The sequence below is a fragment of the Dyella marensis genome, assembly GCF_900112865.1.
Taxonomy (GTDB): Bacteria; Pseudomonadota; Gammaproteobacteria; order Xanthomonadales; family Rhodanobacteraceae; genus Dyella_D; species Dyella_D marensis_A.
The window spans coordinates 44,889-71,672 of record NZ_FONH01000004.1 but is presented as its reverse complement, the minus strand read 5'-3'; the positions used below and the strand labels follow the sequence as shown (position 1 = coordinate 71,672).

Genomic DNA, 26,784 nt, shown 5'->3' with positions numbered 1-26,784 from the left:
CCCCAACCTACGACATCAGGACCAGTTCTTCGCCCGAGCTGGGATGGATCGCCACGGTGGCGTCCAGGTCGCGCTTGCAGGCGCCCATCTTCACTGCCACGGCGAAGCCTTGCAGCATCTCGTCGGCGCCCGGGCCCAGCACGTGCACGCCGGCCACGCGCTCGTCGTCGCCCACGCAGACCAGTTTCATCAGCGTCTGCCCGTGCTGGCCGGCCAGCGCCCACTGCATCGGAGTGAAGCGGCTGCGGTAGACGCGCACGCTGTCGCCGAACTTTGCGCGCGCCTGCGCCTCGGTCAGGCCCACCGCGCCCAGTGGCGGCTCGGAAAACACCACACTGGGCACGTCGTCGTAGTCGAGCCTGGCCTCGTTCCTGCCGCCGAACCAGCGGTCGGCCAGGCGCCGCCCGGCGGCCACCGCCACCGGTGTCAGCGCGAGGCGGCCGGTGACGTCGCCCAGCGCGGCGATGCCGGGCACGTTGGTGTTCTGCCAGGGATCGGTGACGACGTGGCCGAGCACATCGCACTGCACGCCGGCCGCGTCGAGGTCCAGGCGCTCGGTATTGGGCACGCGGCCCAGCGCCCACAGTACGGCGTCGTAAGGTCCGCGCTCGCCGCAGCTGTCATCGTCCAGCACGATGGCGTCGCCTTCGCGGCGAGCGGCGGAGATTCTCGCGCCGGTGGCCAGCGTGATGCCCTGGGTGCGCATGTGCTCCTCGAGCGAATCGACCAGCTCGCGGTCGAATGTGCGCAGCATCCGCTCGCGCACATGCAGCGTGACTTCGCTGCCCAGCGCGCGCAGCAGGCCGGCGAATTCCACCGCGATATAGCCGCCGCCGACGATGCCCACATGCCGCGGCAGTTCGCGCAGCGCGAACATGTCGTCCGATACCAGCCCCAGCTCGAAGCCCGGCAGCGGCGGCCGCTGCGGGCGCGCGCCGGTGGCGATGACGATCTGCGGCGCGCGCAGTTCGGCGCCGCTCTCAGTGGCCACGGTGTCCGCCGCCACGAAACGTCCGGCCTCGCGCAGCCACTGCACGCCGGCGGCGGCGAGGCGCTCTTCGTAGCGCTGCTTGATGCCGTCGATATACGCCAGCCGCCGCTGCCGGAAGTGTTCCCAGTCCAACCGGCCCGCCACGCCCTCGAAACCGTAGGGGCCGGCCAGCTGCAGCGAGTGGGCGATCTGCGCGGCGAACCACAGCGATTTCTTCGGCACGCAACCGACGTTGACGCAGGTGCCGCCCAGCGCACCGGGATCCAGCAGCGCGACGCGTGCGCCGTGCCGCGCGGCGCGGAAGGCCATGGCCAATCCGCCGGAGCCGGCGCCGAGCACGATCAGGTCGTAGGTGTCGGCCATGCGTCGAGGTTCCTCGCTATCGATTTCCAGCCCGGCCACGCTAACGGCCGCTGCTTTAAGCCCGCGTCAACAGCTCACAGCCCGAAGCGTGCCGGTGCATAAGGCGCCGGATCGAGCGCCGCCGTACCGCGCCCGGCGAGCGCGGCGACCAGCTCGCCGGTGGCCGCCGACATGCTGACGCCCAGCATGCCGTGCGCGGTGGCCAGCAGCAGGTTCGACCAGCGCGTGCTCGGGCCGATGATCGGCACCTCGTCCATGCTCATCGGCCGCCAGCCCCACCATTCTTCCAGCACTTCCGGCCCTTCCGGCTCGCGCAGCGCGGCGGCCGCGCCGCGGCGCAGCGCGTCCAGGCGCGTGCGGTTGAGGCCTTCGGCGTAGCCGGAGAATTCCATGGTGCTGCCCAGCCGGTAGCCGCTGCCCCAGGTGGTGACGCACACCGCCGCCTCGCGCAGCACCAGCGCATGGCGCGGCGCCTGCTGCGGGCGGGTGTAGGTGATCGAATAGCCCTTGCCCGGCTGCATCGGCAGGCGCAGGTCCAGCAGCCTGCCCAGCAGCGGCGACCAGGCGCCCAGCGCCATCACCACCTGCTCGCCGTGGAATACGCCGCGGGTGGTGCGCACATGCGAGATGCGGCCGTCCTGCAGGCCGAACTGGTCGATGCGCGCACCGCTTTCGATCACGCCGCCGAGCTCGCGCACGCGGCGCGCCAGCTCCGCCGCGTAGCGGTTGGGCCGCAGCTGCGCATCGCCCGGATGAAACAGGCCGCCGGCCACGCCGGGCAGCAGGGCCGGCTCGAGGTTTTCCACCTCGTCGCCGCGCAGGCGGTTCACCTCGATGCCGAGGCGGTCCAGCACCTGCGCATGATGGCGTTCGTCGGCTTCCATCTGGGCCCGCGTGCGATACACGTACAGCTCGCCACCGGCGACGAATTCGCAGTCCAGCGCCTCGTCCCGCACCAGCGCCTCGAGCAGGCCGCGCGAGCGCTGCAGGATGGCCGAGCGGGCCCGCGTGGCGCGCTCGAAATCGCGCCAGTTGCAGCGCCGCGCGAAGCCGAGCAGCCAGCGCAGGCGCTCCGGGTCGGGGCGGGGGTTGAGATAGAGCGGCGCATCGGCGCGGAACATCGAGCGCAAGGCCACGCTGACCATGCCCGGCATCGCCAGCGGCGCGGCGTGGCTGGGCGTGATGGTGCCGCAGTTGCCGTGGGAGCTGCCGCAGCCGGGGGTGCCCTGTTCCAGCACGCGGACCGTGGCGCCGGCCCGCAACAGGTAATAGGCGCTGGCGAGGCCGATCACGCCGCCGCCGAGAATCAATACGTCACTGCGCGAAGCATCCATGCGGGCTATTGTAGCGGGGCGAGGCCGCTCCCCCGCCGGCCTCGTTCACGGGGATGGGCATGGACCGATTTTCAGAGCACTGGCTGGCGCGGCTCGGACCCATGCTGGGCTTCGCGCTGCTCGCCGCCGCTCTCGCCGCGCCGGCAGTCGCGGCAGACCAGGCCACCCAGGCGCGCGATATCTATGCGGAGCTGCAACCGCTGAAGAACGACCTGCAGCGCTACCGCCACCTGGTCGACGCCATCCCGCGCCTGGAGCACGACGCGCGCATCCTGCCGCTGCAGCTGCTGGCCGCGGTCGAGGACGAACTGGGCCTCTACGACGAAGCGATCCGCGACTTCCCGTTCGACAACCGCGTCGCCTTCAACGGCGAGTTGCCACAGCCCGCGCAATGGCGGGCGGACGACGCCGCCGAGGTCATCGCGAAGCTGGCGCAGGACCGCCGCATCGTGATGATCAACGAAGCACACCACGACGCGCATACCCGCGCGCTCACCCTCGCCCTGCTGCCGCGCCTGCGCGCCGAGGGCTATACCCATTTCGCCGCGGAAGCGCTGCACGATGGCGATCCGGAATTGGCCCGGCGCGGTTATCCGGTGCCGGCCAGCGGCAGCCCATACCTGCACGAGCCGTTGTACGGCGAGATCGTGCGGCAGGCGCTGAAGCTCGGCTTCGTCGTGGTGCCTTACGAAGCGGACGAGGGCAGCGTCGGCCAGCGCGAGGCCGGCCAGGCGCGCCAGCTGTACCGCAAGGTGTTCGAGGCCGATCCGAAGGCCAGGCTGTTCGTCCATGCGGGCTACGCGCACGTCGACAAGGCGCCCGGCAATCTCGGCGCAGGCGTGCAACCGATGGCGATGCAGCTGAAGCAGCTCAGCGGTTTCGAACCGCTGTCGATCGACCAGACCCGCTGGCGCGACATCGGCTTCAAGCTGGACGGCGATCCGTATCGCCAGCTGCTCGCGCTTTATCGCCCGGAGAAAGCCATGGTGCTGGTACGCCGCGACGACGGCAGCGCGTGGAGCGCGGATCCGGCGCGGCACGATGTCGACGTGATCCTGCCGCCCTCTGGCCACCAGCGCCGGCCGCGCTGGCTCGCGCTGGACGGACGGCGCAGCTCGCGGCTGATCACCACCGACCTGTGCGCGGGCCACATCCCCTGCATGGTCGAAGCGCGCTACGCGGACGAAAGCGACGATGCGATCGCCGCCGACCGCTACAGCTTCCTCGCGGCGGATGGGATGAGTTCGCTGTATCTGTTTCCGGGCAAGTACCGGCTGCGCGCGTCGGACGCGGACGGCCGCGTGCTGGCCGAACGGCGCATCGAGGTCGCGCCCTGACCGCCTTTGTTGCGCTGCTTTTGCAACCGCGCATCGGCCCCATTAGCTTTCGTCGTCATCCACGGGGGAGAACGGATTCATGTCATCGGGCCATCGGGTTTCGCGCGGTGTCGCGGCCATCGCTTGTGCGTTGGGGTTGCTGTGCGGCGCATCGCGCGCGAACGAGATCGATCCCGCCACGCTGGCCCTGCTGCGCGACCTCAAGCCGCTGACCGACGACCTGGCGCGCTACCGCTACCTGGCCGCCGCCGTGCACAAGCTGCCGGAAGACCAGCGCCTGGTGGCCAGGCAATTGCTGGCCACCACCGAGAGCGAGCTGGGCCTGTACACCCAGGCCTTGCGCGACTTCCCCATCGACACCCGCAAGAACTACAACGACCCGCTGCCGGCGCCCGGCGCCTGGCAGGCCGTCGACGCCGCCGCGGCGATCGCGCACATGGCGGAGGGTCGCAAGCTGGTGCTGATCAACGAGGCGCACCACGACCCGCATACCCGCGCACTCACCCTGGCCCTGCTGCCGCGCATGCGTGCCGCAGGCTTCAACTACTTCGCGGTGGAAGCGCTGGGCGACGAGGATGCGGATATGGCCAGGCGCGGCTATCCATTATTGACCAGCGGCAGCGAATACCTGCACGAGCCGCTGTACGGAGAACTGGTGCGCCGCGCCTTGCAACTGGGCTTCGTGGTAGTGCCGTACGAAGCGGACACGTCTTCCACCGCCGTGCGCGAAAGCGGCCAGGCCAAGAATCTGTACAAGCGCGTGTTCGCCGAGCATCCGGATGCGCGCCTGTTCGTGCACGCCGGCTACGCGCACATCGACAAGGCCAAGGGCCGTCTCGGCAAGGCCGCGCCGATGGCGGCGGAACTGGCGCGGCTGAGCGGCATCGAGCCGCTGTCGATCGAGCAGACGCAGTTTCGCGAGGCGAATCCGCGCGTGCCGCACGCCGCCTACGACCAGCTCATTGCCAGCTACAAGCCGAGCGGGCCGGTGGTGCTCGAACGCAGGGCCGACGCCGCGCCGGCCGCGGGCACGGCACCGGCATCGCCTTACTGGAGCGCGAATCCCGATCTGCACGACATCTCGGTGATCCTCCCGCCCGACAGCCACACCGCGAAGGAAGCCACCGCCACGGCAACGTATGCCCAGGTCGGCGACCTGCTGCTGCCCTACCTGGCCGGCGTCGACGAAGGCCAGCGTCCGGACTGGCTCGGCCTGGGTGGCGAGCGCCTGCCGTTCGAGATCGGCAGCGAGCTGTGCGACAAGACCTATCCCTGCCTGGTCGAAGCCTTCCACGCCAAGGAAAACGACCAGGCGGTGCCGGCGGACCGTTTCGCCTTCCTGCATTCGGGCGTGCGCAGCGCGCTGTATCTGTTCCCCGGCGACTACCGCGTCCGTGTCCGTGATGCCGACGGCAAGGTGCTGGGCGAGCGGACGGTGACGGTCGGCAAGTGAGGATTGCGGTCTCAGCGGCTGCAGAGCCTCACCCCGGGACTCAAGACTTCCATCCAACTCATTGATTTGCTAGCCTCGCGCCCGTCGTTCGCCAGGGATGTCCCATGCGCCAGGCCGCCACCGCACCGAGCACCCGCCCGCCGCTGACGTTGCGGCATGCGGCGCTGGCCCTGGTGCTGCTGGCGCTGGCGGCCTGCTCCAGCGCGCCGCGCCGGCCGCAGCCGACCTACAAGGAATCCCGCTCCTCCCTCGCCAACCTGCCCGCGCGCGCGCCGGAAGGGGCGACGGGCACGGCCAACGACGTGCTGTTCCGCGCCATCGCGCTGGTCGGCACGCCGTACCGCTGGGGCGGCAATACGCCGGACGGCGGCTTCGACTGCAGCGGCCTGGTCGACTACATCTACCGCCAGGCCGCGGGCCTGCAGCTGCCGCGCACCTCGCGCGAGATGTCGGCGATGGGCGGCCACCGGGTCGGCACCATGCGCGACCTGGTCAGCGGCGACCTGGTGTTCTTCGGCGGCGGCGGCGGCATCAGCCACGTCGGCGTCTATGTCGGCAAGGGGCGCTTCGTGCACGCGCCCAACAGCGGCGGCACGGTGCGCCTGGACGATATCGACGGGCCGTACTGGAAGGACCATTTCGCCTTCGGCAAACGGCTGCTCGACTAGCCTCCCCCTGATTCGCCCTTCGCTCAGGTGCGCCCCGACGAGCGCCGCCTATCGCAGCGATTGAAAAATTGAATTGTACACAATTGAATTTTGCACCTAAGGTTCGCCTACATGAAGACCGCCAAGCCCACCGCCAGCCCGGACGCCCTGCTGCTCGACCAGCAGCTGTGCTTCGCGCTGTACGCCGCCTCCCGCGCCGTCACCGCCGCGTACCGGCCGCTGCTGGAGGCGCTGGACCTGACCTATCCGCAGTACCTGACCATGCTGGTGCTGTGGGAACAGGACGGGTTGACCGTGCGCGAGCTGGGCCGCCGCCTGCAGCTGGATTCCGGCACCCTGACCCCGTTGCTCAAGCGCCTGCAGCAGGCCGGCCTGGTCTCGCGCGAACGCCGCAGCAGCGACGAGCGCGAAGTGGAAATCCGCCTCACCCCGGCCGGGCGCGAACTGCGCGCCGCGGCCGAATCGATCCCCGCATGCCTGGCGGCGCGGCTGTGCCTCGCCCCCGACGACATGCGCCGCCTGCGCGACGAACTGCGAGAACTCGCCGCACGGGTACTGAGCCCCACCGAAGCCTGACCCACACCCACCCCGTACCACTCCCATCGAGGAAACCATCATGAGCAACGGCACTGTCAGCAAGATCCTCTACACCGCCACCGCCACCGCCCACGGCGGCCGCGAAGGCCATATCAAGAGCAGCGACGGCGTGCTCGACTTCGACCTGAAGGTGCCGAAGGAACTCGGCGGCCCGGGCGGCCACGGCAGCAATCCGGAGCAGCTGTTCGCCGCCGGCTATGCGGCCTGTTTCGAAGGCGCGGTGCGCTATGTGGCGCGCGAGCAGAAGGTGGCGTTGAAGGACGCCTCGGTCACCGCGCAGGTGGGCATCGGCCCGCGCGAGCCGACCGGCTTCGGCATCGCGGTGAAGCTGGAAGTGAGCCTGCCGGGCATCGACCGCGAGGTCGCGCAGAAGCTGGTCGACACCGCGCACAGCGACATCTGCCCCTACTCGCACGCCACCCGCGGCAACGTCGACGTGCAGATCACGCTGGCGGCCTGATCGCACACGGCAGAAAAAAACGGCGCCCAGTGGGCGCCGTTTTCGTTTGCCTCGCGAGAACCGCGCTCAGTGCGCCTCGGCGCCCGGCGGATGCGCGTGGCCGTGCTGGATCTCTTCCTCGCTGCCGTCGCGCACCTCGTTGACGGTCACGTCGAAGTGCAGCGTCTTGCCGGCCATCGGATGATTGAGGTCGACGTCGATCGCGCTCATGCCCACCTTGTGCACGGTGACCACGCGCTGGCCGCCCTGCTTGAGCGCCAGCACGGTGGTGTCGCCGACCTTCAGGCGGGCGCCGTTCTGGAAGTACTTCTTCGGCACGCGCTGGATCTGGCCGTCCTGGCGCACGCCGTAGCCTTCCTCCGGCGCCACTTCGACCTGCAGGCTCGCGCCGGCCTCGTGGCCGTCCAGCGCCTTCTCCAGGCCGGGGATCAGCTGGCCGTGGCCGAGCAGCACCCACAGCGGCTCGTTGCGATCGAGCGAGCTTTCCACCTTCTCGCCGTCCACCGTCAGGGTGTAGTGGAGCGAGATGACCTTGTCCTTGCCAGCCTTCATTGCCTGTCTCGTGATGTGCGAAAAGCGGTCATTCTAGCAGAGGCTTTGAGCCCCTCTCCCTCCGGCGACCCGAAGGTAGTCCCCGTGGGAGAGAGGGGTTGGGGGTGAGGGTACGGCCGGAGCGCAAGAGTGATGCGCACCGCTCCGCCCGCACCCTCATCCGCCTGCCGGCACCTTCTCCCGAGGGGAGAAGGATTCGCCCCTGGGGCCTGAGGAATCTCCGAACCCCACGCCCTGTTTTTCCGGCCCCAGCCATACCAGCAGGGCCAGCAGCAGGGCGATGCCGGCGATCCACGCGCTCATGGCGAAGGCCAGGTCGCCGCCGCGCCAGTCCGCGATCAGGTTCTGCGCATTGGCCGTATAGGCCGCCAGCAGGTTGCCCAGCTGGTAGGCCACGCCCGGCAGGGTGCCGCGCACCGCATCGGGCGACAGCTCGTTCAGGTGCGTGGGCACCACGCCCCAGGCGCCCTGCACCATCACCTGGATCAGGAAGGCGCCGACCGAGAGCCACAGCATCGAGCCGCCGTACATCCACAGGGGAATCACCGGGATCGCCAGCAGCGCCGCGGTGATCATCGTGCGCCGCCGCCCGAACCGCTCCGACAGCCCGCCGAAGAACAGGCCGCCGAACATCGCGCCCAGGTTGAGCATCGCCACCAGCAGGAAGGCCGCGCCGGAGCCCGTCGGCAGATGCAGGGTTTCCTCCTCGAAGGTGTGGTACAGGTCCTGCGAGCCGTGGCTGAACATGTTGAACGCGGCCATCAGCAGGGTCAGGTAGAAGGCCAGCTTCCAGTGGCCGCGCATCTGCTCGAACAGGCCGCGTTTGGCGCGGTCCTCGCGCCCGGCTTCCCACACCGGCGATTCCGGCACGCTGGAACGGATGTACAGCACCAGCAGCGCCGGCGCCGCGCCGACGATGAACAGGCCGCGCCAGCCGATGTGATCCACCAGCAGCCAGTTCACCAGCGCGCCGAGGAAGAAGCCGCACGGATACCCGCTCTGCAGTAATCCGGAGACCAGCCCGCGCGTGCGCGCCGGAATGCTTTCCATCGCCAGCGACGCGCCCAGTCCCCATTCGCCGCCCATCGCCACGCCGAACAGGAAGCGCAGCACCAGGAATGCGGTGAGCGACGGCGCGAACGCGGTAGCCAGTTCGAACAGCGAGAACAGCACCACGTCGATCATCAGGATCGGCCGGCGTCCGTAGCGATCCGCCAGCCGTCCGAACAGGAACGCGCCGAGCGGCCGCGCCGCCAGCGTGAGGAACAGGCCATACAGCACCTGCGCCTTGTCGGCGTGGAATTCCTTGGAGACCGCGACGATCACGAAGGTCAGCAGGAAGTAATCGAACGCATCCAGCGTCCAGCCGAGGAAGCTCGCCAGCACGGTGTGACGCTGCGTGGCATTCAATTCGCGCAAAGGCTCGAACAGGCGCATGGAAACTCCGCTGTCGGCGAGGGTGGCGCCACAAGACACCAATGCGCGCCGCGGCGCAAGGCGGCGTTCGCTCGCGACGCCGCATTCACATCGTGCCGGTGGTATCGCTGTCGCGCGAACGCTAGTCTCCCTGCATCGAGATTTTTTGCGAACCGATGGATCCCCACTCGCATCGACGCATTGCCGCCTGTTACGACGGCCGCTTCCAGCGCGGCTACGTGCGCGGCAAGCTCGCCTCCGATCCGGTGTACGCGGCCACCGCCGACGCCATCGCGGGCTGCAACCTGCCCCTGCTCGACATCGGCTGCGGCATCGGCCTGCTCGGGCTGTACCTGCATGCGCGCGGCGCGCTGCCGCGCTACGTCGGGCTGGATCGCGACGAGCGCAAGATCACCCAAGGCCGCGTGGCGGTGCGCCGCGCCGGCATCGAGCACGCGATCGAACTGCACGCCGCCGATGCCGCCGCGCTGCCGGACCTGCGCGGGCACGTCGCGCTGCTGGACATGCTGCATTACCTGCCGCGCGACGCGCAGGCCACGCTGCTGCAGGCGGCCATCGCCCGGCTCGCCCCGGGCGGGGTGCTGGTGATCCGCAGCGTGCTGCGCGACGGCAGCTGGCGCTTCCAGGCCACCCGCGCCGAGGAAGTGTGGCTGCGCGTGAGCGGACTCATCCGCGGCGGGGCCCAGCACTACCCGTCGACCGAGGAACTGCGGCCGCCGCTGGAAGCCGCCGGGCTGGCGGTCAGCATGGGCCCGCTGTTCGGCCGCACGCCCTTCAACAGCTACCTGCTGGTGGCGCGCCGGCCGCGCCAAGCGGCGGCGTAACAATTCGGCTATACTCGGCGGCGCGGCAACCGCCGCCCTCCCCTTTTGAACACTGCAACGCGGTTCGCCAGACGCTCCGGGTTGCGCCTTGGAGCATCCATCCATGTCTTTCGAATCGCTGGGCCTCGCGCCCGCGTTGCTGCGTGCGCTCGCCGATCAGGGCTACGCCAACCCCACCCCGATCCAGGCCGGCGCCATTCCCGTGGTGCTGGAAGGCCACGACCTGCTGGCCGCCGCGCAGACCGGCACCGGCAAGACCGCCGCGTTCGCGCTGCCGCTGCTGCACAAGCTGGCCTCCGCCGGCCCGACCATGACGCGCCGCCCGCGCGCGCTGGTGCTTACCCCCACCCGCGAGCTGGCCGCCCAGGTCAACGACAACCTGCGCGACTACGGCCGCCACCTGCGCGTCAGCAGCACCACCATCTTCGGCGGTGTCAGCATGGGTCCGCAGATGCAGGCCCTGCGCCGCGGCGTGGACGTGGTGATCGCCACCCCGGGCCGCCTGATCGACCACATGCAGCAGCGCAGCATCGACCTCTCCGGCGTGGAAACGCTGATCCTGGACGAAGCCGACCGCATGCTCGACATGGGCTTCCTGCCGGCGCTCAAGCGCATCCTCTCGGCGCTGCCGAAGCAGCGCCAGACGCTGCTGTTCTCGGCCACCTTCGCGCCGCCGATCAAGGCGCTGGCCATGCAGTTCATGCATGAGCCGCGCGAAGTGTCGGTGACGCCGCCCAATACCGTGGCCACCACGGTCAGCCACCACGTGCATCCGGTGGACGCCGCGCGCAAGCGCGACCTGCTGCTGCACGTGCTGGCCCAGGACAGCCGCCGCCAGACCCTGGTGTTCAGCCGTACCAAGCACGGCGCCGACAAGCTGGTGCGCTACCTGGAAACCGCCGGCCTGCGCGCCGCGGCGATCCACGGCAACAAGAGCCAGAACGCCCGCACCCGCGCGCTCAGCGATTTCAAGACCGGCCGCATCACCGTGCTGGTCGCCACCGACATCGCCGCGCGCGGCATCGACATCGACCAGCTGCCGATCGTGATCAACTTCGACCTGCCGATGGTGGCCGAGGACTACGTGCACCGCATCGGCCGCACCGGCCGCGCCGGCGCCGACGGCCTGGCCGTGTCGCTGGTCAGCCACGACGAATCCGGCCTGCTGCGCGACATCCGTCGCCTGCTCAAGCAGGAGATCGCGGTCACCGACGTGGCCGGCTTCGAACCCTCGCAGCCGCTGCGCCTGGACGCCGGCGCGCCGCGCCCCGTGCAGGGCCAGCGCCAGCCGCAGGGGCAGCGCCAGTCGTCGCAGGGCCAGCGCCAGTCGCGTCCCGCATCGCACCGCCCGCATGGGCATGCGCAGCAGGCGGGCAGCGAGCGCGCCAGCGATGGCAATCACAAGCGCCGGCGCCGCCGGCGTCCGGCCGCGAAGGCCTGAGCACGCAGCGCACGGCGTAGGTTGGGGTGAGCCGAAGGCGAACCCCAACGATGCGAGACGCTTACAAGGTGGCGAACGTTGGGGTTCGCCTACGGCTCACCCCAACCTACCCCTTGGGATGGATCAGCGACGTCAGCACGTGGTCCTCCCACGTGCCCGCGATGCATAGATACCGCGGCGCGTAGCCTTCGCGCTGGAAGCCCAGCCGCTCCAGCAGCCGCCCGCTGCGCTCGTTGCGCGGCATGTAGTTGGCCATCACCCGGTGCAAGCCCAGCGGACCGAGGGCCCAGGCCAGGCCCAGCTCCAGCGCCTCCCGCATCAGGCCCTGCCCCTGCCATTTCTGCGCCACCGCATAGCCGAGGTGGCAGGCCTGGAACACGCCGCGCACCAGGTTGGCCAGGTTGAAGGTGGCGATCACTTCGCGCTCGTCGGGATCGAACACCAGGAACGGATAGCCGCGGTCCAGGCGGATCGACTCGCGCCAGTCGAAGATGGTCTGCGCGCAATGGCCCTGCGTGTAGTAGCGCTCTTCGCGCAACGGCTCCCACGGCGCGAGATGCGCGCGATTGTCCATGCGGAACTGCCACAGCGCCGCGGCGTCCGCCTCGCCGGCATGGCGGATGCGCGTGCGCGGCGTGGTCAGCAGCGTCATGCCTCCAGCGCCCGCGCGTGATGACGCAGGTGATCCTCGATGAAGCTGGCGATGAAGTAATAACTGTGGTCGTAGCCGGCGTGGCGGCGCAGCCGCAGGGCCTGGCCGGATTCCGCGCAGGCCTGGTCGAACAATTCCGGGCGCAGCTGCTCGGCGAGAAATTTATCCGCCTCGCCCTGGTCGATCAGGATCTCGCCGTCGAAGCTGTGCTCGCGCACCAGCTCGCAGGCGTCGTACGCCGCCCACGCGGCCGGGTCGTCGCCGAGATAGCGCGGCAGCGCCTTGTGCCCCCACGGCACCTGGGTCGGCGCAACGATCGGCGCGAACGCCGACACCGAGCGATAGCGCTGCGGATGCTTCAGCGCGATGGTCAGCGCGCCATGGCCGCCCATCGAATGGCCGCAGATGCCGCTGCGTGCAAGATCTACCGGAAACTGCCGCGCCAGCAGCGCCGGCAACTCGTCCACCACGTAGCTGTGCATGCGAAAGCGCGCCGACCACGGCGCCACGGTGGCATCCACGTAGAAGCCGGCGCCTTCGCCGAATTCCCAGTCGCCGGTGGCGCCTCCGATGCCGGTGTCGCGCGGGCTGGTATCGGGCATCACCAGCACCAGGCCGAGTTCCGCCGCCATGCGCTGCGCGCCGGCCTTGATCGTGGCGGTCTCTTCGGTGCAGGTGAGGCCGGCCAGGAAATACAGCACCGGGCAGGCGCGCGTGGCGGCCTGCGGCGGCTGGTAGACCGCGAAGCGCATCGGGCCGCCGCAAGTCTCCGATACATGGCGGTAGAAACCCTGCACGCCGCCGAAACTGCGCTGCTCGGCGACGATCTCGATCTCGGACATGCCGTCTCCTCAACCATGGCGTAGCGGGTGGGCATGATAAACACCCGCTGGTGCACCGGGCTGAAAATGTCGCGATATAAGGGTGATGCGCGCCGCTCCGCCCGTACCCTCATCCGGCTGCCGCCACCTTCCTCGCTCCTCAAAGCCGGGCACATCCCTGTGCCCTCCCCGTGGGAGAGAGGGGCTGGGATGAGGGTACGGGCGGAGCGCAAGCGTGATGTGCCCCGCTCCGCCCACACCCCCAACCGCCTGCCGTCACCGCTCCCGCCACAGCCGAGATTTGCTGCCAGAATCCATGCAGAACGGTTTTTTAGCCATACATCCCACGGCTCAGGCCAGCCAGGCTGCTACAATGGCCGCCTTCTCACGCATGCGCGCCGCGCCTGCCCTGTCGAGGTTCCCCATGTCCTCCCCGTCCTCCGAATCCCAGCCGGCGGCCGCCGGCTTCGCTGCGCTCGCGCTCAAGCCGGAAGTGCTCAAGGCACTGTCCGACGTCGGCTACGAGTCGCCGTCGCCGATCCAGGCCGCCACTATTCCGCCGCTGCTGGAAGGCAGCGACGTGCTGGGCCAGGCGCAGACCGGCACCGGCAAGACCGCCGCGTTCGCGCTGCCGATCCTCTCGCGCATCGAGCTCAAGCCCGGCAAGCCGCAGGCGCTGGTGCTGGCGCCGACGCGCGAACTGGCCATCCAGGTGGCCGAGGCGTTCCAGCGCTATGCCGCGCACATGCCCGGCCTGCAGGTGCTGCCGATCTACGGCGGCCAGAGCTACGGCCCGCAGCTGCACGCGCTCAAGCGCGGCGTGCAGATCGTGGTGGGCACGCCCGGCCGTGTGATCGACCATCTGGAGCGCGGCACGCTCGACCTGTCCGAGCTGAAGTTCCTGGTGCTGGACGAAGCCGACGAAATGCTGCGCATGGGCTTCATCGACGACGTGGAAAAGGTGCTGCAGGCCACCCCGCCGTCGCGCCAGGTCGCGCTGTTCTCGGCGACCATGCCGGCGCCGATCCGCAAGATCGCGCAGCAGCACCTGAAGGAACCGGTCGAGGTGACGATCAAGTCGTCCACCACCACCGCCGCCAATATCCGCCAGCGCTACTGGTTCGTCAGCGGCCTGCACAAGCTGGACGCGATGACGCGCATCCTGGAGGCCGAGCCGTTCGACGCGATGATCATCTTCGCGCGCACCAAGCAGGCCACCGAGGAACTGGCCGAGAAGCTGCAGGCGCGCGGCCTGGCCGCCGCCGCGATCAATGGCGACATCGCCCAGGCGCAGCGCGAGCGCGTGATCCAGCAGCTGAAGGACGGCAAGCTCGACGTGCTGGTCGCCACCGACGTGGCCGCGCGCGGCCTGGACGTGGAACGCATCAGCCACGTGCTCAACTACGACATCCCCTACGACACCGAAAGCTACGTGCACCGCATCGGCCGCACCGGCCGCGCCGGCCGCAGCGGCGAGGCGATCCTGTTCGTCACGCCGCGCGAGAAGGGCATGCTGCGCGCGATCGAGCGTGCCACGCGCCAGCCGATCGAGGAAATGCGCCTGCCCACCGTCGAGGCGGTGAACGACGTGCGCATCGCCCGCTTCAAGCAGCGCATCAGCGACACCCTGGCGGTGGGCGAGCTGGAGCTGTTCCAGCAGCTGATCGAGCAGTACGAGCAGGAGCACAACATCCCGGCGGTCGAGATCGCCGCCGCGCTGGCGCGCATCGCCCAGGGCGACCAGCCGCTGCTGCTGACGCCGCCGCCGAAACGCGACTTCGCGCCGCGCGAGCGCGACGATCGCCAGGACAACCGCCGTGACGATCGCCGCGGCGCCGACCGCGACGGCCCGCGCAACAGCCAGCAGGATCGCGGCGAGCGCGAGCAGCGGCCGCGCGACCGCGACGGCGCCCCGCGCGAGTTCGGCACGCGCCCGGTGCGTCCGCACCAGACCGAGGAAGGCAAGCGCACCTATCGCGTCGAGGTCGGCCACGAGCACGGCGTCAAGCCGGGCAACATCATCGGCGCCATCGCCAACGAGGCCGGGCTGGAAAGCGGCTTCATCGGCCGCCTGAGCATCCGCGGCGAATACAGCCTGATCGACCTGCCCGACGGCATGCCCAAGGAAGTGTTCGAGCACCTCAAGAAGGTGTGGGTGAGCCAGCAACAGCTGCGCATCAAGGAATGGGACGGCGACGACAGTGGCGCCGGCGAGGCCCCGCCGCGCCGCAGCGGTCCGCGTCCGGGCGGCTTCAAGGGTCCGGCCAAGGGCGGCCCGGGCAAGCGTCCGCAGGGCGGCAAGCCGTTCAAGAAGAAGTACTGAGCGGCGCGCGCCGCTCATCGTTCCGCTCGCGCAACGCTTAGTCCGATACGGCACGGCTACCGTGCCGCCAAGGCGGTCCTACATTAAGGCGGTCCCCACGAGACCGCCGCCATGACCGCCCTGCCCAGCCTCTACATCTCCCACGGCTCGCCGATGACTGCCCTGCAACCGGGCCAGGTCGGCGAGCGCCTGGCCGAACTGGCCCAGGCCATGCCGCGTCCGCGCGCCATCCTGATCGCTTCCGCCCACTGGCTGGCGCGCCAGCCCACCGTGGGCGGCGCGCTGCGCCCCGAGACCGTGCACGACTTCTACGGCTTCCCGCGCGAACTGTTCGAGGTCCGCTACCCCGCCCCGGGCGAGCCGGCCCTGGCCGCGCGCGCGGTGGAACTGCTGGACCGCGCCGGCCTGCCCACCATGCTCGACCCGCGCCAGGGCCTGGACCACGGCGCCTGGGTGCCGCTGCGCCTGCTTTACCCGAAGGCGGACATTCCGGTGGTGCCGCTGTCGATCCAGCCGATGCTGGGCCCGCGCCACCAGTACGAAGTCGGCCGCGCGCTCGCGCCGCTGCGCGAGGAAGGCGTGCTGGTGATCGGCTCGGGCAGCATCACCCACAACCTGCACGACTTCCGTGCCGGTTTCAGCGAAGAGAACGAAGCGCCTTACGTGCGCCCGTTCATCGGCTGGATCGAAGAAAAGCTTGCCGCGGGCGATGTGGAAGCACTGCTCGACTACCGCCGCCAGGCACCGTTCGCCGAACGCGCGCATCCCACCGACGAACACCTGCTGCCGCTGTTCCTGGCGCTCGGCGCCGCCGGCGCCGAGGCCCGCGCCGAACGCATCGACGCGGGCATCGACCTGGGGTTCCTGGCGATGGATATCTATCGCTTCAGCGCACGATGACCGTGCCGACCATGTGCGGGTGGATCGAGCAGAAGTAGGCGTAGGTGCCCGGCCGGTCGAACACCGTTGCGTAGGTCTCGTCGGTGTCCATCGCCTTCGACGAAGCGAAGCGATTGCCGGCGCTGACCACGATATGCGGCTCGTCGTCGCGGTTGGTCCACACCACGCGCGTACCCGCCGTCACCGTCAGCACCTCGGGCGCGAAGGCGAAATGCTTGATCTCGACCTTCGCCGCCGGCGCCTTGCCGGCGGCGGCCGGGCCCGCGCCCAGCGCCGCCACGCCCAGCGCCAGCGCGCGCAGCCATGCCCGCCAGCCGCTCATGCCAGCACCTCCTCGGTCACTGCCAGCGCTTGCTTGCCGCGCACGTGGCGCACTTCGCGCACGCCCAGGTAGGTCTGCAGCGAGCCCGGCGCGATGTCCTTCAGCGGCCCTGGCGCATCCGCCTTGCCCGGTGCGGGTTGCGGATACGCCGTCGAGCGCGCGGTGTAGAAGGTGATGTTGCCTTCGACCTTCTGCTGGATCTGGTGGATATGCCCGTTGAGCACACTGACCGAACCGAAGCGGCGCAGATAGCTCATCGCCTCGGCGCTGTCGTCGGTGCCCCAGCCCCACTGCGGATACAGCTGCCACAGCGGCATGTGCGCGAACACCACCACCGGCGTTTCCGCCGAGCGCGACGCGAGATCCTTCTTCAGCCACGCCAGCTGGTCGGCGCCGAGCGAGCCGAAGCCGCCGGCCTTGAGGTTCAGCACATTGACCAGGCCGACGAAATGCACGCCGCGATGGTCGAAGCTGTACCAGCCGCCGGATGACTGGCGCTGGCCGAAGCGGCGGAAGAACTCCGCGCCGTTGTCGCCGATCACGTCGTGCTCGCCGGGCACGTAGAAGGTGTGCGCCGCCTTCGCTTCCTGCATCACGCCGGACAGCGTGTCGAATTCCTCCGGCTTGGACAGGTGGGTGAGGTCGCCGGTGTGCAGCAGGAAATCCGGCTTGTCCGGCTGCGCGTTGATCTTGGCCAGCGCGGCGCGCAGCGTGGCGACCACGTCGGGATTGGGTTCCTTGTGGAAGCCGATATGCGAATCGCTGATCTGCACGAAGCTGAAGCTGGCATCGGCCGCCTCGTCCCCGGCCAGGCCGTCCAGGGCACGGGCCTGCAGCACCCCGCCCTTCATCAGCCACAGCGTGCCGGCCCCGGCCCAGGCCATGCATTGGAGGAACTGGCGGCGGCCTCGCACCGCGTCTTTCTGGTTGTCGTCGTGATCTTGCATGGTGCGCTCCGAATGGACGGCCGGCAGGCCTGCGTGACCGGTATCGACGCGATGCCGGCGATTCGCAATACCGGCGCTCCCGGCGGCCTATTCCCGCTTTTCGGCGCCGGGAATAAAGTCGCGCGCAGCGAGGTAGTTGCTCCCATGACCATCGATGCGCCCCTGCTGCCGCACCGTGCCGAAGCCGCCGCCAACGCGCGCTTCCAGGCGCTGGTGCTGCCGTACCTGGACGCCGCCTACAACCTCGCCCACTGGCTGACCCGCAACGACGCGGATGCGCAGGACGTGGTACAGGAAGCGATGGTGCGGGCGTTGCGCTATTTCGACAGCTTCCACGGCACGGACGCGCGGGTGTGGCTGCTGGCGATCGTGCGCAATACCTTCTACACGCTGCGCGCCAGGCACGCGCCGGAGCTGGCGCGCGATCCGCTGGACGACGAAGCGCATCCGTTGATCGATCCCGGCCCGTCGCCGGAAAGCGTGGCCCTGCTCGCGGTGGACGTGGGCGCCCTGCAGGAAGCGCTGGCACGCCTGCCCGAGACGTGGCGCGAAGTGCTGGTGCTGCGGGAGCTGGAAGAGTGTTCGTACAAAGAGATCGCCGCCATCACCGGCCAGAAGATGGGCACCGTGATGTCGCGGCTGGCGCGTGCCCGCGAACGCTTGCGGGAAGAACTCACGCATCGACCGAAGGAGGGGCGCCGCCATGACCTGCGATGAGTCGCGCCTGCTACACGCCTATCTCGACGACGAGCTCGACGCCGCCCAGAGCGCGCAGATGGAACGCCACCTCGCTGCCTGCCCTGTCTGCGCCGCGGCGCAGCGCGAACACGAACGACTGCGCAAGGCGCTGGCCCAGCCCGAGCTGTACCGCCGCGCGCCCGACGCGCTGCGCCGCCAATGGGAGGCGCCGCCGGCCCCCGTCGCCGCACCGCGCCGCCACCCAGTGGCCTTGGCCGCCGCGGCCGGCTTCATCGGCGCGCTGCTGCTGTCGACGCCGGCCTGGCTGTGGCTGGCGCGGCCGGATGCGGCGCCCGCCGCCGTGGTCGACGAGGCGATCTCCGGCCACCTGCGCTCGCTGCAGCCGCAGCACCTGATGGACGTGGTCTCGACCGACCAGCACACGGTCAAGCCCTGGTTCGAGGGCAAGCTGGATTTCGCACCGCGGGTGAAGGAGCTGGCCGAGGAAGGCTTCCCGCTGGCCGGCGGCCGCCTGGACGCGATCGGCGGACGCAGCGTGGCGGCCCTGGTGTACCGGCGCCGCATGCACGCGATCAACCTGTACCAGTGGCCGGCGGACGGCGCTGACACGCCGCAGGCGATCGCCCGGCGGCACGGCTACACGGTGATCGACTGGCGCCAGGGCGGCATGCGCTTTGTGGCGGTGTCGGACCTCAACGAGGGCGAGTTGAAGCAGTTCGCGCTGGCGTTCGACAACACACCGCATTGAAGCAGCGGGTCGCATTGACTCGGCGCGCCGCGCTGAATCAGGCGCTCTGCGGCTGCAAGGGTTCCGCCCAGTCTTCCGGCGTCAGCGGCGCCAGGCCGTACGCGGCGCGCGCCTTGTCGCATTGCGCGCTGGGCGCGCCGGATTCCCAGGCCGGGATCACTTCGCGGCACACCGAAGGCCGCTGGGCATAGATGCCGCAATGCGCCGATTCGCCCACCACGCCCTGCAGCGCCACGCAGTGCGGCTGCCGCGCCTGGGTGCCGCGCATGGCCAGGCGGTGCGGGTCGATCTGTTCGGTCAGTTCCGCCGGCACCGTGCCGCCCATGAAGGCCTCGGCCTCGGACCAGTGGAATGCCACGCGGTAGTGGGCACAGCAGGCGCCGCAGCGCAGGCACGGATGGCTCATCGCGGTTGACGAAAGCGCACCCCCTGGCGCGCGGCGGCGGGATTGTGCACGGGCCTGGAGGCCCGTGGGAATAGGGAATAGGGAATAGGGAATCGGAAGAGCGGTCACCACGAGATTGGTGGGCGCGCTCTGCCGATTCCCTATTCCCTACTCCCTATTCCCAGCCCTCAGGGCTCGCCGGCAAAGGTGTTGCAGCTGCTCACGTTGCCGCTGTCGAAGCCGGCGCGGAACCACTTCACGCGCTGCGCCGAGGTGCCGTGGGTGAAGGAGTCCGGCATCACGCGGCCGCGCGCCTGCTGCTGCAGGGTGTCGTCGCCGATCTTGCTGGCGGCGTTGAGCGCGGACTCGATGTCGCCGGCCTGCAGCCAGTGCAGGCGCTCCTGGCTGTGATTGGCCCACACGCCGGCGAAGCAGTCCGCCTGCAGTTCCTGGCGCACCGACAGGCCATCGGCGCCTTCCATCCGCGCGCCCTGGCGGCGCGCCTGCTCGGCGCGGTCGAATACGCCCAGCAGGTTCTGCACATGGTGGCCGACTTCGTGCGCGATCACGTAGGCACGGGCGAAGTCGCCGGAAGCGTGGAAGCGGTCCTGCAGCTCCTGGAAGAAGGCCAGGTCCAGGTACACGCGCTGGTCGCCGGGGCAATAGAACGGGCCGACCGCGGTCGAGGCCGCGCCGCAGGCGGTATTCACGCCGCCGTTGAACAGCACCAGCTTGGGTTGCACGTACTGGCGGCCGTTGGCGGCAAACAGATCGCCCCAGGTCTTCTCGGTGGAGCCGAGCACGGCGCTGACGAAATCCTTCTGCTGCGGATCGACCTGGGCCGGCTGGCCGCTGGGCGCGGCTACCTGGCCGCCGCCCTGGTCGACCTGGCTGAGCAGCGCGGTGGGGTCCTTGAAGAACACCATGCCCAGGATGGCCAGGATCACGATGCCGCCGATCCCCAGGCCCCGGCCGCCGCCGAAGCGCGGGCCGCCGCCACCGCCGCTGTCGACCTCGACGTTCTGACTGCGCTCGCCTTTCTGCCAATCCATGTAGGTGCCTTTCTGCGTGGGCGTCGCGGCGGACGATAACGCCATGTCTGCGCCCGCGCCACGTAGGTTGGGGTGAAAACCCCGACAGACGGTACGGCGAACCGTGACGCCTCGTCGGGGTTCGCTATGCTCCACCCCAACCCACCCTCAAGGAAATTTATGTTCCAGCACCTCCCCGCGGTCGTCGTCCTGCTCACCGTGCTGCTGCAGGCCGGCACCTCCTACGTGGTGGGCCGCGCCCGCGGGCTGTACGGCATCAAGGCGCCCGCGACCAGCGGCCATCCCGCCTTCGAGCGCGCGTTCCGGGTGCAGATGAACACGCTGGAGGCGACCCTGATGTTCCTGCCGGCGCTGTGGCTGGCCGCCGGCTATGGCGCGCCGCTGTGGGCCGGCATCGCGGGGCTGGTGTGGGTGCTCGGGCGCGTGTGGTACGCGGCGGCCTATCTGCGCGATCCCGCCAGGCGCGAAGGCGGCTTCGTGGTGAGCGCGATCGGGCTGCTGGCCACCCTGGCGATCGGCACGATCGGCCTGGGCAAGGCCTTGCTGCCGGGCTGAGCCTCAGTCCGCCGGCGTTACCCGCAGCCGCTCGATGCGCGCGCCGTCCATCGCCATCACCTCGAAGCGCAGCCCTTCGCTGTCCAGGCTGTCGCCTTCGCGCGGCAGCCGGCCGAGCTGCTCCAGCACGTAGCCGGCCAGGGTGGAGAAGCTGCCGTCACCGCTCAGCGTGCGGTTGAGCAGGTGCTCGGCGCGGCGCAGGTCCAGGCCGCCGTCGAGCAGCCAGGCGCCGCTGGTTTCCTGCACGGCCGACGGATCGCCGCTGTCCTCGCCGGGGAATTCGCCGGCGATGGTCTCCAGCACGTCGGTCGGCGTGACCAGGCCGAGCACGCTGCCGTATTCGTCCACCACCAGGGCCACCTGCAGCGGCGAGCGGCGGAATTCGTCGATCAGGCGCAGCACGCTGAGCGACTCCAGCACGGTGAGCGGCTTGCGCACCACCTGCCCGGTCTCGATGCGACCGTGCTCGAGCAGGCTGGCCAGCAGGTCGCGCGAGGAGGCCACGCCGACCAGCTGGTCGAGGTCGTCGCCCGCTACCGGCAGCCACGCATGCGAGGACGCGGTGACTTCCGCGCGCAGCGTTTCGGCGTCTTCGCGCGGGTCCACCCAGTTGATCTCGGTGCGCGGAGTCATGATCGAGCGCACCGGCCGCTGCGCCAGGTCCAGCACGCCGCGCACCATCGCCAGTTCGTCCTTGCCGAACACGCCGATGCCGGTGTCGGCGGCCGTGTCGGCGGCCTTGGACACGTCTTCCTCTTCCTCGCCGCCGGCGCCGAGCAGGCGCAGCACGGCGCGCGCGGTGCGGTCGCGCAGCTTGCGCGGGCTGCTGAACAGCAGGCGGCGGCGATTGCGGCGCATGGTCTGGTTGAACACCTCGATCATGATCGAGAAGCCGATCGCCGCGTACAGATAACCCTTCGGGATGTGGAAGCCGAGGCCTTCCGCGACCAGGCTGAAGCCGATCATCAGCAGGAAGGACAGGCACAGGATCACCACCGTGGGCCGTGCGTTGACGAAGGCGGTCAACGGCTTGCTGGCGCTGATCATCAGGATCATCGCGATCACCACCGCGATCATCATCACCGACAGCTGGTCGACCATGCCGACCGCGGTGATCACCGAATCGAGCGAGAACACCGCGTCCAGCACCACGATCTGCGTCACCACCAGCCAGAAACGGGCGTGCGCGCGATTGCCGCCTTCATGGCCGTCGCCGCCTTCCAGGCGCTCGTGCAGTTCCAGCGTCGCCTTGAACAGCAGGAACACGCCGCCGAGCAGCAGGATGATGTCGCGCCAGGACAGCGAGAAGCCGTTCCAGTCGAACAGCGGCGCGGTGAGCTTGACCAGCCAGGACATCGCGCCCAGCAGCACCAGCCGCATCGCCAGCGCCAGGCCCAGGCCCATCAGGCGCGCGCGATCGCGCTGCTGCGGCGGCAGCTTGTCCGCCAGGATCGCGATGAACACGAGGTTGTCGATGCCCAGCACGATCTCCAGCACCACCAGGGTGAAGAGACCGATCCAGGCGGTGGGGTCGGCAAGCCAGTCGAATGCGAACATGGGTCGGCGCCTGGACGCCTGCTTCCTCCGTGCAAGTCCGGCCACTATACAGGGCGCTTCCGCAGCGACCATGACGAAGGGCAGGATTGCGCGGCCGCGGCGGCGGCGTTTAGCGTGGGTGCGTCGGAACAGTCAGGGAGTAGGGGCAACGGCCTGGCCTGGGCTTTGAGGCCGATCCACCCGCAGCAGGATGAACCCGATGGAAGCCCCCCGCCTTGACTCCGCGTTCACGCCGGCACCGGTGGCGCCCACGTTGTGGGCCGCGCTGGGGCTGATCGCGCTGTACTTCCTGCTGCAATACGTGGTGGGCGCGGTGGTCGGGCTGCTGCTCGGCCTCACTGTGGGCCTGCTGCACGGCTTCCGCCACGGCGAGGCGATGGCGCAGATCCAGGCGCTGCTGCTGCGCTCGGACGTCAACGCGCTGATGGTGATGCTCACCCTGCTGATCACCGCGACGGTGACCCTGCTGCTGGCGCGCCGCCGCTGGCCCGCGCTATGGCGGCTGCCGGCGCCGCCCGGCTTCGGCTTCGCGCCGTCTGCGCAGGCCGGTTATTACGCGATCGCGCTGGCGGCGGGCCTGGTGCTGCCCATCGTCGGCGGCCTGCTTACGCAATGGTTCGCGCGCGGCCACGAAGTCAGCCAGGACATCAAGCAGCTCGGCGCCGCCGCCTCGCCGCTGCTGCGCATGCCGCTGGCGCTGCTGGTGGTGACGCTGGGGCCGCTGGTGGAGGAACTGCTGTTCCGCGGCGTGCTGCTGTCGGCGGCGCTGCGCCATGCGCCGGCGGGTGCGGCGATGTTCATCACCGCGGCGCTGTTCGCCTGCGTGCACCTGCCTGACCTCGGTTTCCTGTGGTACGCCCTGCCCAACCTGCTGCTGCTCGGCATGGTGCTGGCGTGGCTGCGGCTGGCTTCGGGCTCGCTGTGGCCGGCGGTGCTGGCGCATGGCGTCAACAATGCGCTGGCGGTGGTGTCGTGGTTCGTGGTGAGCGCATCGTAGGTTGGGGAGAGCTGCAGGCGAACCCCAACGGGCCTGCACGAACGAACGCCTGTTGGGGTTCGCCTGCGGCTCACCCCAACCTACGCCGGGTCGAAGCGGCGCAGCAGGCGCGCGGTCTCGAACACCGGCAAGCCCATCACGCCGGTGTAGCTGCCTTCCAGATGCTCGATCAGCGTCGCGCCCAGGCCCTGGATCGCATAGGCGCCGGCGCGCCCGAACGGCTCGCCGCTGGCGACGTAGGCGGCGATGTCCGCATCGCTCAGCGCGGCGAAACGCACGCGCGACACGCTGGTCGCGCTTTCCGCGCGCGCGCCCTGCACCGCCCACACCACCGAGATGGTCTCGTGCGTGCGGCCGGAGAGCCGGCGCAGCATCGCCGCGGCGTCGGCGGCATCCGCCGGCTTGCCGAACACTTCGTCGTCCAGCACCACCTCGGTATCCGCGCTCAGCACCAGCGCATCCGGCGGCAGGCCCGCCATGCCGGCGCGCGCCTTGTCGCGCGCGACGCGGCTGACGTAGTGCAGCGGCAGCTCGCCCGGCTCGCGCTGTTCGGGCACGTCCACGTCGATCGGTGTGAAGGCGACGCCGATCTGCTCCAGCAGCTGGCGGCGGCGCGGCGATTGCGAAGCGAGGTAAAGCATCGGGGACCCTTTCACAGCGTGAGGTGGTATTCGCGGAAGCCGCTGTCGAGCTGCCAGCCCATCGATTCGTACAGGCGCTGCGCCGGCAGGTTGTCGTTGGCGGTGGACAGCGACATGCCGGCCATGCCCATGGCGCGGGCATGCGCGGTGGCTGCGTGCAGCAGCGCGGCGGCGACGCCAAAGCGGCGCTTTTCCGGCGTCACGAACAAGTCGTTGAGCAGGTAGCGGCGCGTCGCGCGCACCGAGGAAAACAGCGGATACAGCTGGGTGAAACCGACGCCCTCGCCGGTCGCTTCGTTCAATGCCAGCAGGACGACCGATTCCGCATGCCGGAAACGCTCTTCCAGGAAACGCCGTGCCAGCGCGAGATCCGCCGGCTGCGCGTAGAACTGGCGATAGGCGTCGAACAGCGGCGCGACGAGGTCGAGATCATGGATGGTGGCCTGCCGCACGATGATGGACATGGAATGACCCGCCGCGGGAAAAGTGCGGCGAGCATAGCAAGCCCACGCGCTTGCACCGGAGGGTCAGGCCCGGTGGTAGGGATGCCCGGCCAGCAGCGTGGTGGCGCGATACAGCTGCTCGGCCAGCACCAGCCGCACCAGCATGTGCGGCAGGGTGAGCGGACCGAGCGACCAGCGCTGGTCCGCGCGCGCCAGCACCTCGGGCGCATGGCCGTCCGGCCCGCCGATCAGGAAGGCCAGGTCGCGGCCGGACATGCGCCACTTCGCCAGCTGCGCGGCGAGATCTTCGCTGGACCAGGTCTTGCCGCGACCGTCGAGTGCGACCACGTGGATATCGCGCGGCAGCGCCGCTAGGATCGCGGCGCCTTCGTCCTGGATCGCACGCGCGTCGTCGCGCCCCTTGCCGCGCACGCCCGGCTTGAGCTCGACCAGCTCCAGCGGCAGCTCGTGCGAGAGGCGCTTGCGGTATTCGGCGAAGCCTTCGGCCACCCAGGCGGGCATGCGTTCACCGACGGCAATCAAACGGGCGCGCATGGGCGGAAGGCGGCAGGATCGAAAAAAGAGGGTGACAAAGACATGGCGTGCACCGTCGCCGGTGCCGCGCGAAGCAAATTCGGCGCGGGGCGCTCAGCCCGCGCCGACGGCCTGGCTGTCCTGCTCGCGGTCGCCCACGGTCCACAGCCGCTCGAGGCCGTAGAACTCGCGGATGCGCGGCAGCATCACATGGACGATCACGTCGCCCAGATCCACCAGCACCCATTCGGCTTCCTGCTCGCCTTCCACGCCGAGCGGCATCACGCCCGCCTTCTTGGCGAACTTGACCACTTCGTCGGCAATGGATTTGACGTGTCGCGCGGAGGTGCCGGAAGCGATGACCAGCAGGTCGGCGATGGAGGTCTTGCCGCGAACATCGATCTCGCGGATGTCCTTGGCTTTCAGTTCTTCGAGCGCGTCGATGACGTGCTTGCGGAGGGTGGCGGTGTCGGCCGCCTTGTTGCGTTGGGAAGTCTGACTCAAGTGGGCGTGCCCTCAGTGCGGAACGGTACGCCGCCAGCATCAGGCGGCGGCGCGGGCGCAGTATACCGCCGCACCCGCGAAGCCGCGTCAAGCCTGGGTTCCACCCCAGGTTTCAATCGAATGCGAAAGCGCGGCGCGCCTGGGCGTACTCGTCCATGAGCACGGCGACCAGCTCGCCGGCCGGCATGGTGCGCGACAGCCCGGCGCCCTGCCCGCACCATTCGTTGGTGAGGTCCGGGCGGCCCGCGGCGACGGCGGCCTTGCGCAGCGGCGAGGTCAGCGCGTTGGTGACCGGATAGGCCGGCAGGCTGGCCGAGATATCTGCCATGGCCTTTACGTAGGTGTTGCGCAGGCCGCGCGCGGCGCGGCCGGAGAAGCTGCGGATGGTGGTGACGTCCTGCTCGGCCGACTGCGGCAGGTCGCGCTTCCAGCCCGCCGCCGCGCCGCATTCCGGACAGGCCAGGAAGGCCGTGCCCAGCTGGCTGGCGGCGGCGCCCAGTACTTCGGCGGCGAGCATGCCGCGGCCGTCCATGATGCCGCCGGCGGCGATCAGCGGGATCTTCACCGCGCGCGCCGCCAGCGGCAGCAGCGCGAACAGGCCGATCATGCCGTCCTCGGCATCGTGCAGGAAGGTGCCGCGATGGCCGCCCGCTTCCGCGCTCTGCAGGCTCACGGCGTCGGCGCCGAGCGCTTCCCAGGCACGCGCCTCGGCCACGGTGGTGGCGGTGCCGACCACCACGATGCCCAGCTGCTTGAGCTGGCGCACCTGCGCGGAAGTGATCAGGTCGAAGGCAAAGCTCGCCACCGCGGGACGCGCCTCGCACAGCGCGGCGAACTGGTCATGGAAGGATGGCGCCCAGCGCGCCGGGATGGTGGTGCGGACAGCCAGCCCCTCGCGTTCCATCAGCGCATCGAGCGCGCGGCGCGCGGCGTCGACCGCGGCCATGTCCACCTCGAAGCTTTCCGGCAGCACGAACAGGTTGAGCCCGAACGGCTTGTCGCTGAGCGTGCGCACCTCGTCGGCCTGGTCGAGGATGGCCTGCGGCTCCAGGTAACCCGCGCCCAGCGAGCCCAGCGCACCGGCATTGGAAACGGCGGCGACCAGGGCCGGCGTGGTGGAGCCGGACATCGGCGCCTGGATCAGCGGATGCTCGATGCCGAGCCGCGCGACGAAAGAAGGGGCCATCGCGGATCTCCTCAGACAAGTCTCCTCGCGAAACCCGCGCATTACACCACGGAAACGCAGC

General features: G+C 69.8%; 29 protein-coding genes. 13 read left to right on the top strand and 16 right to left on the bottom strand.

Features of this window, described 5'->3' with window-relative positions; translation table 11 throughout:
- Positions 1 to 7 precede the first annotated feature (7 nt).
- Both gorA and BM172_RS08235 read right to left on the bottom strand, forming a co-directional pair.
- Entirely contained in the window at positions 8 to 1,354 is a 1,347-nt protein-coding gene (gorA, locus tag BM172_RS08240) for a glutathione-disulfide reductase (protein ID WP_026635234.1), read from the bottom strand.
- Between the two features lie 74 nt (positions 1,355 to 1,428).
- Positions 1,429 to 2,688: an NAD(P)/FAD-dependent oxidoreductase gene (locus tag BM172_RS08235; protein ID WP_026635233.1), complete on the bottom strand. Its 1,260-nt coding sequence runs from the start codon at positions 2,686 to 2,688 to the stop codon at positions 1,429 to 1,431.
- 59 nt (positions 2,689 to 2,747) lie between these two features.
- Between BM172_RS08235 and BM172_RS08230 the strand changes: the two genes are divergently transcribed.
- The 5 genes from BM172_RS08230 (at position 2,748) to BM172_RS08210 (ending at position 7,203) form a co-directional block, all read left to right on the top strand.
- Positions 2,748 to 4,025, top strand: a complete 1,278-nt coding sequence (locus BM172_RS08230) for a hypothetical protein (protein WP_143096485.1) — start codon at positions 2,748 to 2,750, stop codon at positions 4,023 to 4,025.
- Positions 4,026 to 4,104: 79 nt separating this feature from the next.
- The gene (locus tag BM172_RS08225) at positions 4,105 to 5,478 is read left to right on the top strand and encodes a hypothetical protein (protein WP_051548665.1); all 1,374 of its coding nucleotides are present in this window, start codon (positions 4,105 to 4,107) and stop codon (positions 5,476 to 5,478) included.
- A 104-nt stretch (positions 5,479 to 5,582) separates the two neighbouring features.
- The gene (locus tag BM172_RS08220) at positions 5,583 to 6,146 is read left to right on the top strand and encodes a C40 family peptidase (RefSeq protein WP_026635230.1); all 564 of its coding nucleotides are present in this window, start codon (positions 5,583 to 5,585) and stop codon (positions 6,144 to 6,146) included.
- Positions 6,147 to 6,257: 111 nt separating this feature from the next.
- On the top strand, positions 6,258 to 6,722 hold the full coding sequence (locus BM172_RS08215; RefSeq protein ID WP_026635229.1) for a MarR family winged helix-turn-helix transcriptional regulator: 465 nt from the start codon (positions 6,258 to 6,260) through the stop codon (positions 6,720 to 6,722).
- A gap of 40 nt (positions 6,723 to 6,762) precedes the next feature.
- Positions 6,763 to 7,203 (top strand): organic hydroperoxide resistance protein, encoded by a 441-nt coding sequence (locus tag BM172_RS08210; RefSeq protein ID WP_026635228.1) that lies wholly within the window; start codon positions 6,763 to 6,765, stop codon positions 7,201 to 7,203.
- 66 nt (positions 7,204 to 7,269) lie between these two features.
- Here the strand turns inward: BM172_RS08210 and BM172_RS08205 are convergent, their stop codons facing one another.
- Both BM172_RS08205 and BM172_RS08200 read right to left on the bottom strand, forming a co-directional pair.
- Positions 7,270 to 7,755, bottom strand: a complete 486-nt coding sequence (locus BM172_RS08205; protein ID WP_026635227.1) for an FKBP-type peptidyl-prolyl cis-trans isomerase — start codon at positions 7,753 to 7,755, stop codon at positions 7,270 to 7,272.
- A gap of 156 nt (positions 7,756 to 7,911) precedes the next feature.
- The gene (locus BM172_RS08200; protein ID WP_051548663.1) at positions 7,912 to 9,192 is read right to left on the bottom strand and encodes an MFS transporter; all 1,281 of its coding nucleotides are present in this window, start codon (positions 9,190 to 9,192) and stop codon (positions 7,912 to 7,914) included.
- Between the two features lie 155 nt (positions 9,193 to 9,347).
- Here BM172_RS08200 and BM172_RS08195 point away from each other — a divergent pair, with 155 nt between their 5' ends.
- Both BM172_RS08195 and BM172_RS08190 read left to right on the top strand, forming a co-directional pair.
- Complete coding sequence (locus BM172_RS08195) at positions 9,348 to 10,016, top strand: class I SAM-dependent methyltransferase (RefSeq protein ID WP_026635226.1); 669 nt, start codon at positions 9,348 to 9,350, stop codon at positions 10,014 to 10,016.
- A gap of 103 nt (positions 10,017 to 10,119) precedes the next feature.
- Entirely contained in the window at positions 10,120 to 11,457 is a 1,338-nt protein-coding gene (locus BM172_RS08190) for a DEAD/DEAH box helicase (RefSeq protein ID WP_026635225.1), read from the top strand.
- A 106-nt stretch (positions 11,458 to 11,563) separates the two neighbouring features.
- Here BM172_RS08190 and BM172_RS08185 read toward each other — a convergent pair whose 3' ends face one another.
- Complete coding sequence (locus BM172_RS08185; RefSeq protein ID WP_026635224.1) at positions 11,564 to 12,109, bottom strand: GNAT family N-acetyltransferase; 546 nt, start codon at positions 12,107 to 12,109, stop codon at positions 11,564 to 11,566.
- Complete coding sequence (fghA, locus tag BM172_RS08180) at positions 12,106 to 12,951, bottom strand: S-formylglutathione hydrolase (RefSeq protein ID WP_026635223.1); 846 nt, start codon at positions 12,949 to 12,951, stop codon at positions 12,106 to 12,108. Before fghA ends, BM172_RS08185 begins: the two co-directional genes overlap by 4 nt.
- A gap of 403 nt (positions 12,952 to 13,354) precedes the next feature.
- Between fghA and BM172_RS08175 the strand changes: the two genes are divergently transcribed.
- Together BM172_RS08175 and BM172_RS08170 are read left to right on the top strand one after the other, a co-directional pair.
- Positions 13,355 to 15,253 carry a DEAD/DEAH box helicase gene (locus BM172_RS08175; RefSeq protein WP_026635222.1) on the top strand — a complete coding sequence of 633 codons (1,899 nt, stop codon included), beginning with the start codon at positions 13,355 to 13,357 and terminating at the stop codon, positions 15,251 to 15,253.
- Between the two features lie 111 nt (positions 15,254 to 15,364).
- Positions 15,365 to 16,153 carry a dioxygenase family protein gene (locus tag BM172_RS08170; RefSeq protein WP_026635221.1) on the top strand — a complete coding sequence of 263 codons (789 nt, stop codon included), beginning with the start codon at positions 15,365 to 15,367 and terminating at the stop codon, positions 16,151 to 16,153.
- Here the strand turns inward: BM172_RS08170 and BM172_RS08165 are convergent.
- Together BM172_RS08165 and BM172_RS08160 are read right to left on the bottom strand one after the other, a co-directional pair.
- A complete protein-coding gene (locus BM172_RS08165; RefSeq protein ID WP_035323316.1) occupies positions 16,140 to 16,475 on the bottom strand; it encodes a cupredoxin domain-containing protein in 336 nt (111 codons plus the stop codon). The two genes, BM172_RS08170 and BM172_RS08165, sit on opposite strands and share 14 nt — an antisense overlap.
- Positions 16,472 to 17,422, bottom strand: a complete 951-nt coding sequence (locus BM172_RS08160) for a metallophosphoesterase family protein (RefSeq protein WP_026635219.1) — start codon at positions 17,420 to 17,422, stop codon at positions 16,472 to 16,474. Before BM172_RS08160 ends, BM172_RS08165 begins: the two co-directional genes overlap by 4 nt.
- A gap of 144 nt (positions 17,423 to 17,566) precedes the next feature.
- Between BM172_RS08160 and BM172_RS08155 the strand changes: the two genes are divergently transcribed.
- Together BM172_RS08155 and BM172_RS08150 are read left to right on the top strand one after the other, a co-directional pair.
- Entirely contained in the window at positions 17,567 to 18,139 is a 573-nt protein-coding gene (locus BM172_RS08155; RefSeq protein WP_051548662.1) for a sigma-70 family RNA polymerase sigma factor, read from the top strand.
- Positions 18,126 to 18,869: an anti-sigma factor family protein gene (locus BM172_RS08150; RefSeq protein ID WP_026635218.1), complete on the top strand. Its 744-nt coding sequence runs from the start codon at positions 18,126 to 18,128 to the stop codon at positions 18,867 to 18,869. Before BM172_RS08155 ends, BM172_RS08150 begins: the two co-directional genes overlap by 14 nt.
- A gap of 37 nt (positions 18,870 to 18,906) precedes the next feature.
- Here the strand turns inward: BM172_RS08150 and BM172_RS08145 are convergent, their stop codons facing one another.
- Together BM172_RS08145 and ypfJ are read right to left on the bottom strand one after the other, a co-directional pair.
- Positions 18,907 to 19,275, bottom strand: coding sequence for a YkgJ family cysteine cluster protein (locus BM172_RS08145; RefSeq protein ID WP_026635217.1), 369 nt, complete (start codon positions 19,273 to 19,275; stop codon positions 18,907 to 18,909).
- Between the two features lie 167 nt (positions 19,276 to 19,442).
- Positions 19,443 to 20,306, bottom strand: coding sequence for a KPN_02809 family neutral zinc metallopeptidase (gene ypfJ, locus BM172_RS08140; RefSeq protein ID WP_026635216.1), 864 nt, complete (start codon positions 20,304 to 20,306; stop codon positions 19,443 to 19,445).
- Between the two features lie 159 nt (positions 20,307 to 20,465).
- On the opposite strand from ypfJ, the gene BM172_RS08135 reads away from it, so the two are divergent.
- Positions 20,466 to 20,861, top strand: a complete 396-nt coding sequence (locus BM172_RS08135; RefSeq protein ID WP_026635215.1) for an MAPEG family protein — start codon at positions 20,466 to 20,468, stop codon at positions 20,859 to 20,861.
- Positions 20,862 to 20,864: 3 nt separating this feature from the next.
- Here BM172_RS08135 and BM172_RS08130 read toward each other — a convergent pair whose 3' ends face one another.
- Positions 20,865 to 22,418 carry a TerC family protein gene (locus tag BM172_RS08130; RefSeq protein ID WP_026635214.1) on the bottom strand — a complete coding sequence of 518 codons (1,554 nt, stop codon included), beginning with the start codon at positions 22,416 to 22,418 and terminating at the stop codon, positions 20,865 to 20,867.
- A gap of 199 nt (positions 22,419 to 22,617) precedes the next feature.
- Here BM172_RS08130 and BM172_RS08125 point away from each other — a divergent pair, with 199 nt between their 5' ends.
- The gene (locus BM172_RS08125; protein ID WP_051548659.1) at positions 22,618 to 23,415 is read left to right on the top strand and encodes a CPBP family intramembrane glutamic endopeptidase; all 798 of its coding nucleotides are present in this window, start codon (positions 22,618 to 22,620) and stop codon (positions 23,413 to 23,415) included.
- 80 nt (positions 23,416 to 23,495) lie between these two features.
- Here BM172_RS08125 and BM172_RS08120 read toward each other — a convergent pair whose 3' ends face one another.
- The 5 genes from BM172_RS08120 to BM172_RS08100 form a co-directional block, all read right to left on the bottom strand.
- Positions 23,496 to 24,056 (bottom strand): Maf family protein, encoded by a 561-nt coding sequence (locus BM172_RS08120; RefSeq protein ID WP_026635213.1) that lies wholly within the window; start codon positions 24,054 to 24,056, stop codon positions 23,496 to 23,498.
- Positions 24,057 to 24,067: 11 nt separating this feature from the next.
- Positions 24,068 to 24,520 carry a GNAT family N-acetyltransferase gene (locus BM172_RS08115; protein WP_026635212.1) on the bottom strand — a complete coding sequence of 151 codons (453 nt, stop codon included), beginning with the start codon at positions 24,518 to 24,520 and terminating at the stop codon, positions 24,068 to 24,070.
- Positions 24,521 to 24,583: 63 nt separating this feature from the next.
- Positions 24,584 to 25,054: a 23S rRNA (pseudouridine(1915)-N(3))-methyltransferase RlmH gene (gene rlmH / locus BM172_RS08110; RefSeq protein ID WP_026635211.1), complete on the bottom strand. Its 471-nt coding sequence runs from the start codon at positions 25,052 to 25,054 to the stop codon at positions 24,584 to 24,586.
- A gap of 93 nt (positions 25,055 to 25,147) precedes the next feature.
- Positions 25,148 to 25,537 (bottom strand): ribosome silencing factor, encoded by a 390-nt coding sequence (gene rsfS / locus BM172_RS08105; RefSeq protein ID WP_051548658.1) that lies wholly within the window; start codon positions 25,535 to 25,537, stop codon positions 25,148 to 25,150.
- Between the two features lie 112 nt (positions 25,538 to 25,649).
- Positions 25,650 to 26,723, bottom strand: coding sequence for an NAD(P)H-dependent flavin oxidoreductase (locus tag BM172_RS08100; RefSeq protein ID WP_026635210.1), 1,074 nt, complete (start codon positions 26,721 to 26,723; stop codon positions 25,650 to 25,652).
- Positions 26,724 to 26,784: the final 61 nt, after the last annotated feature.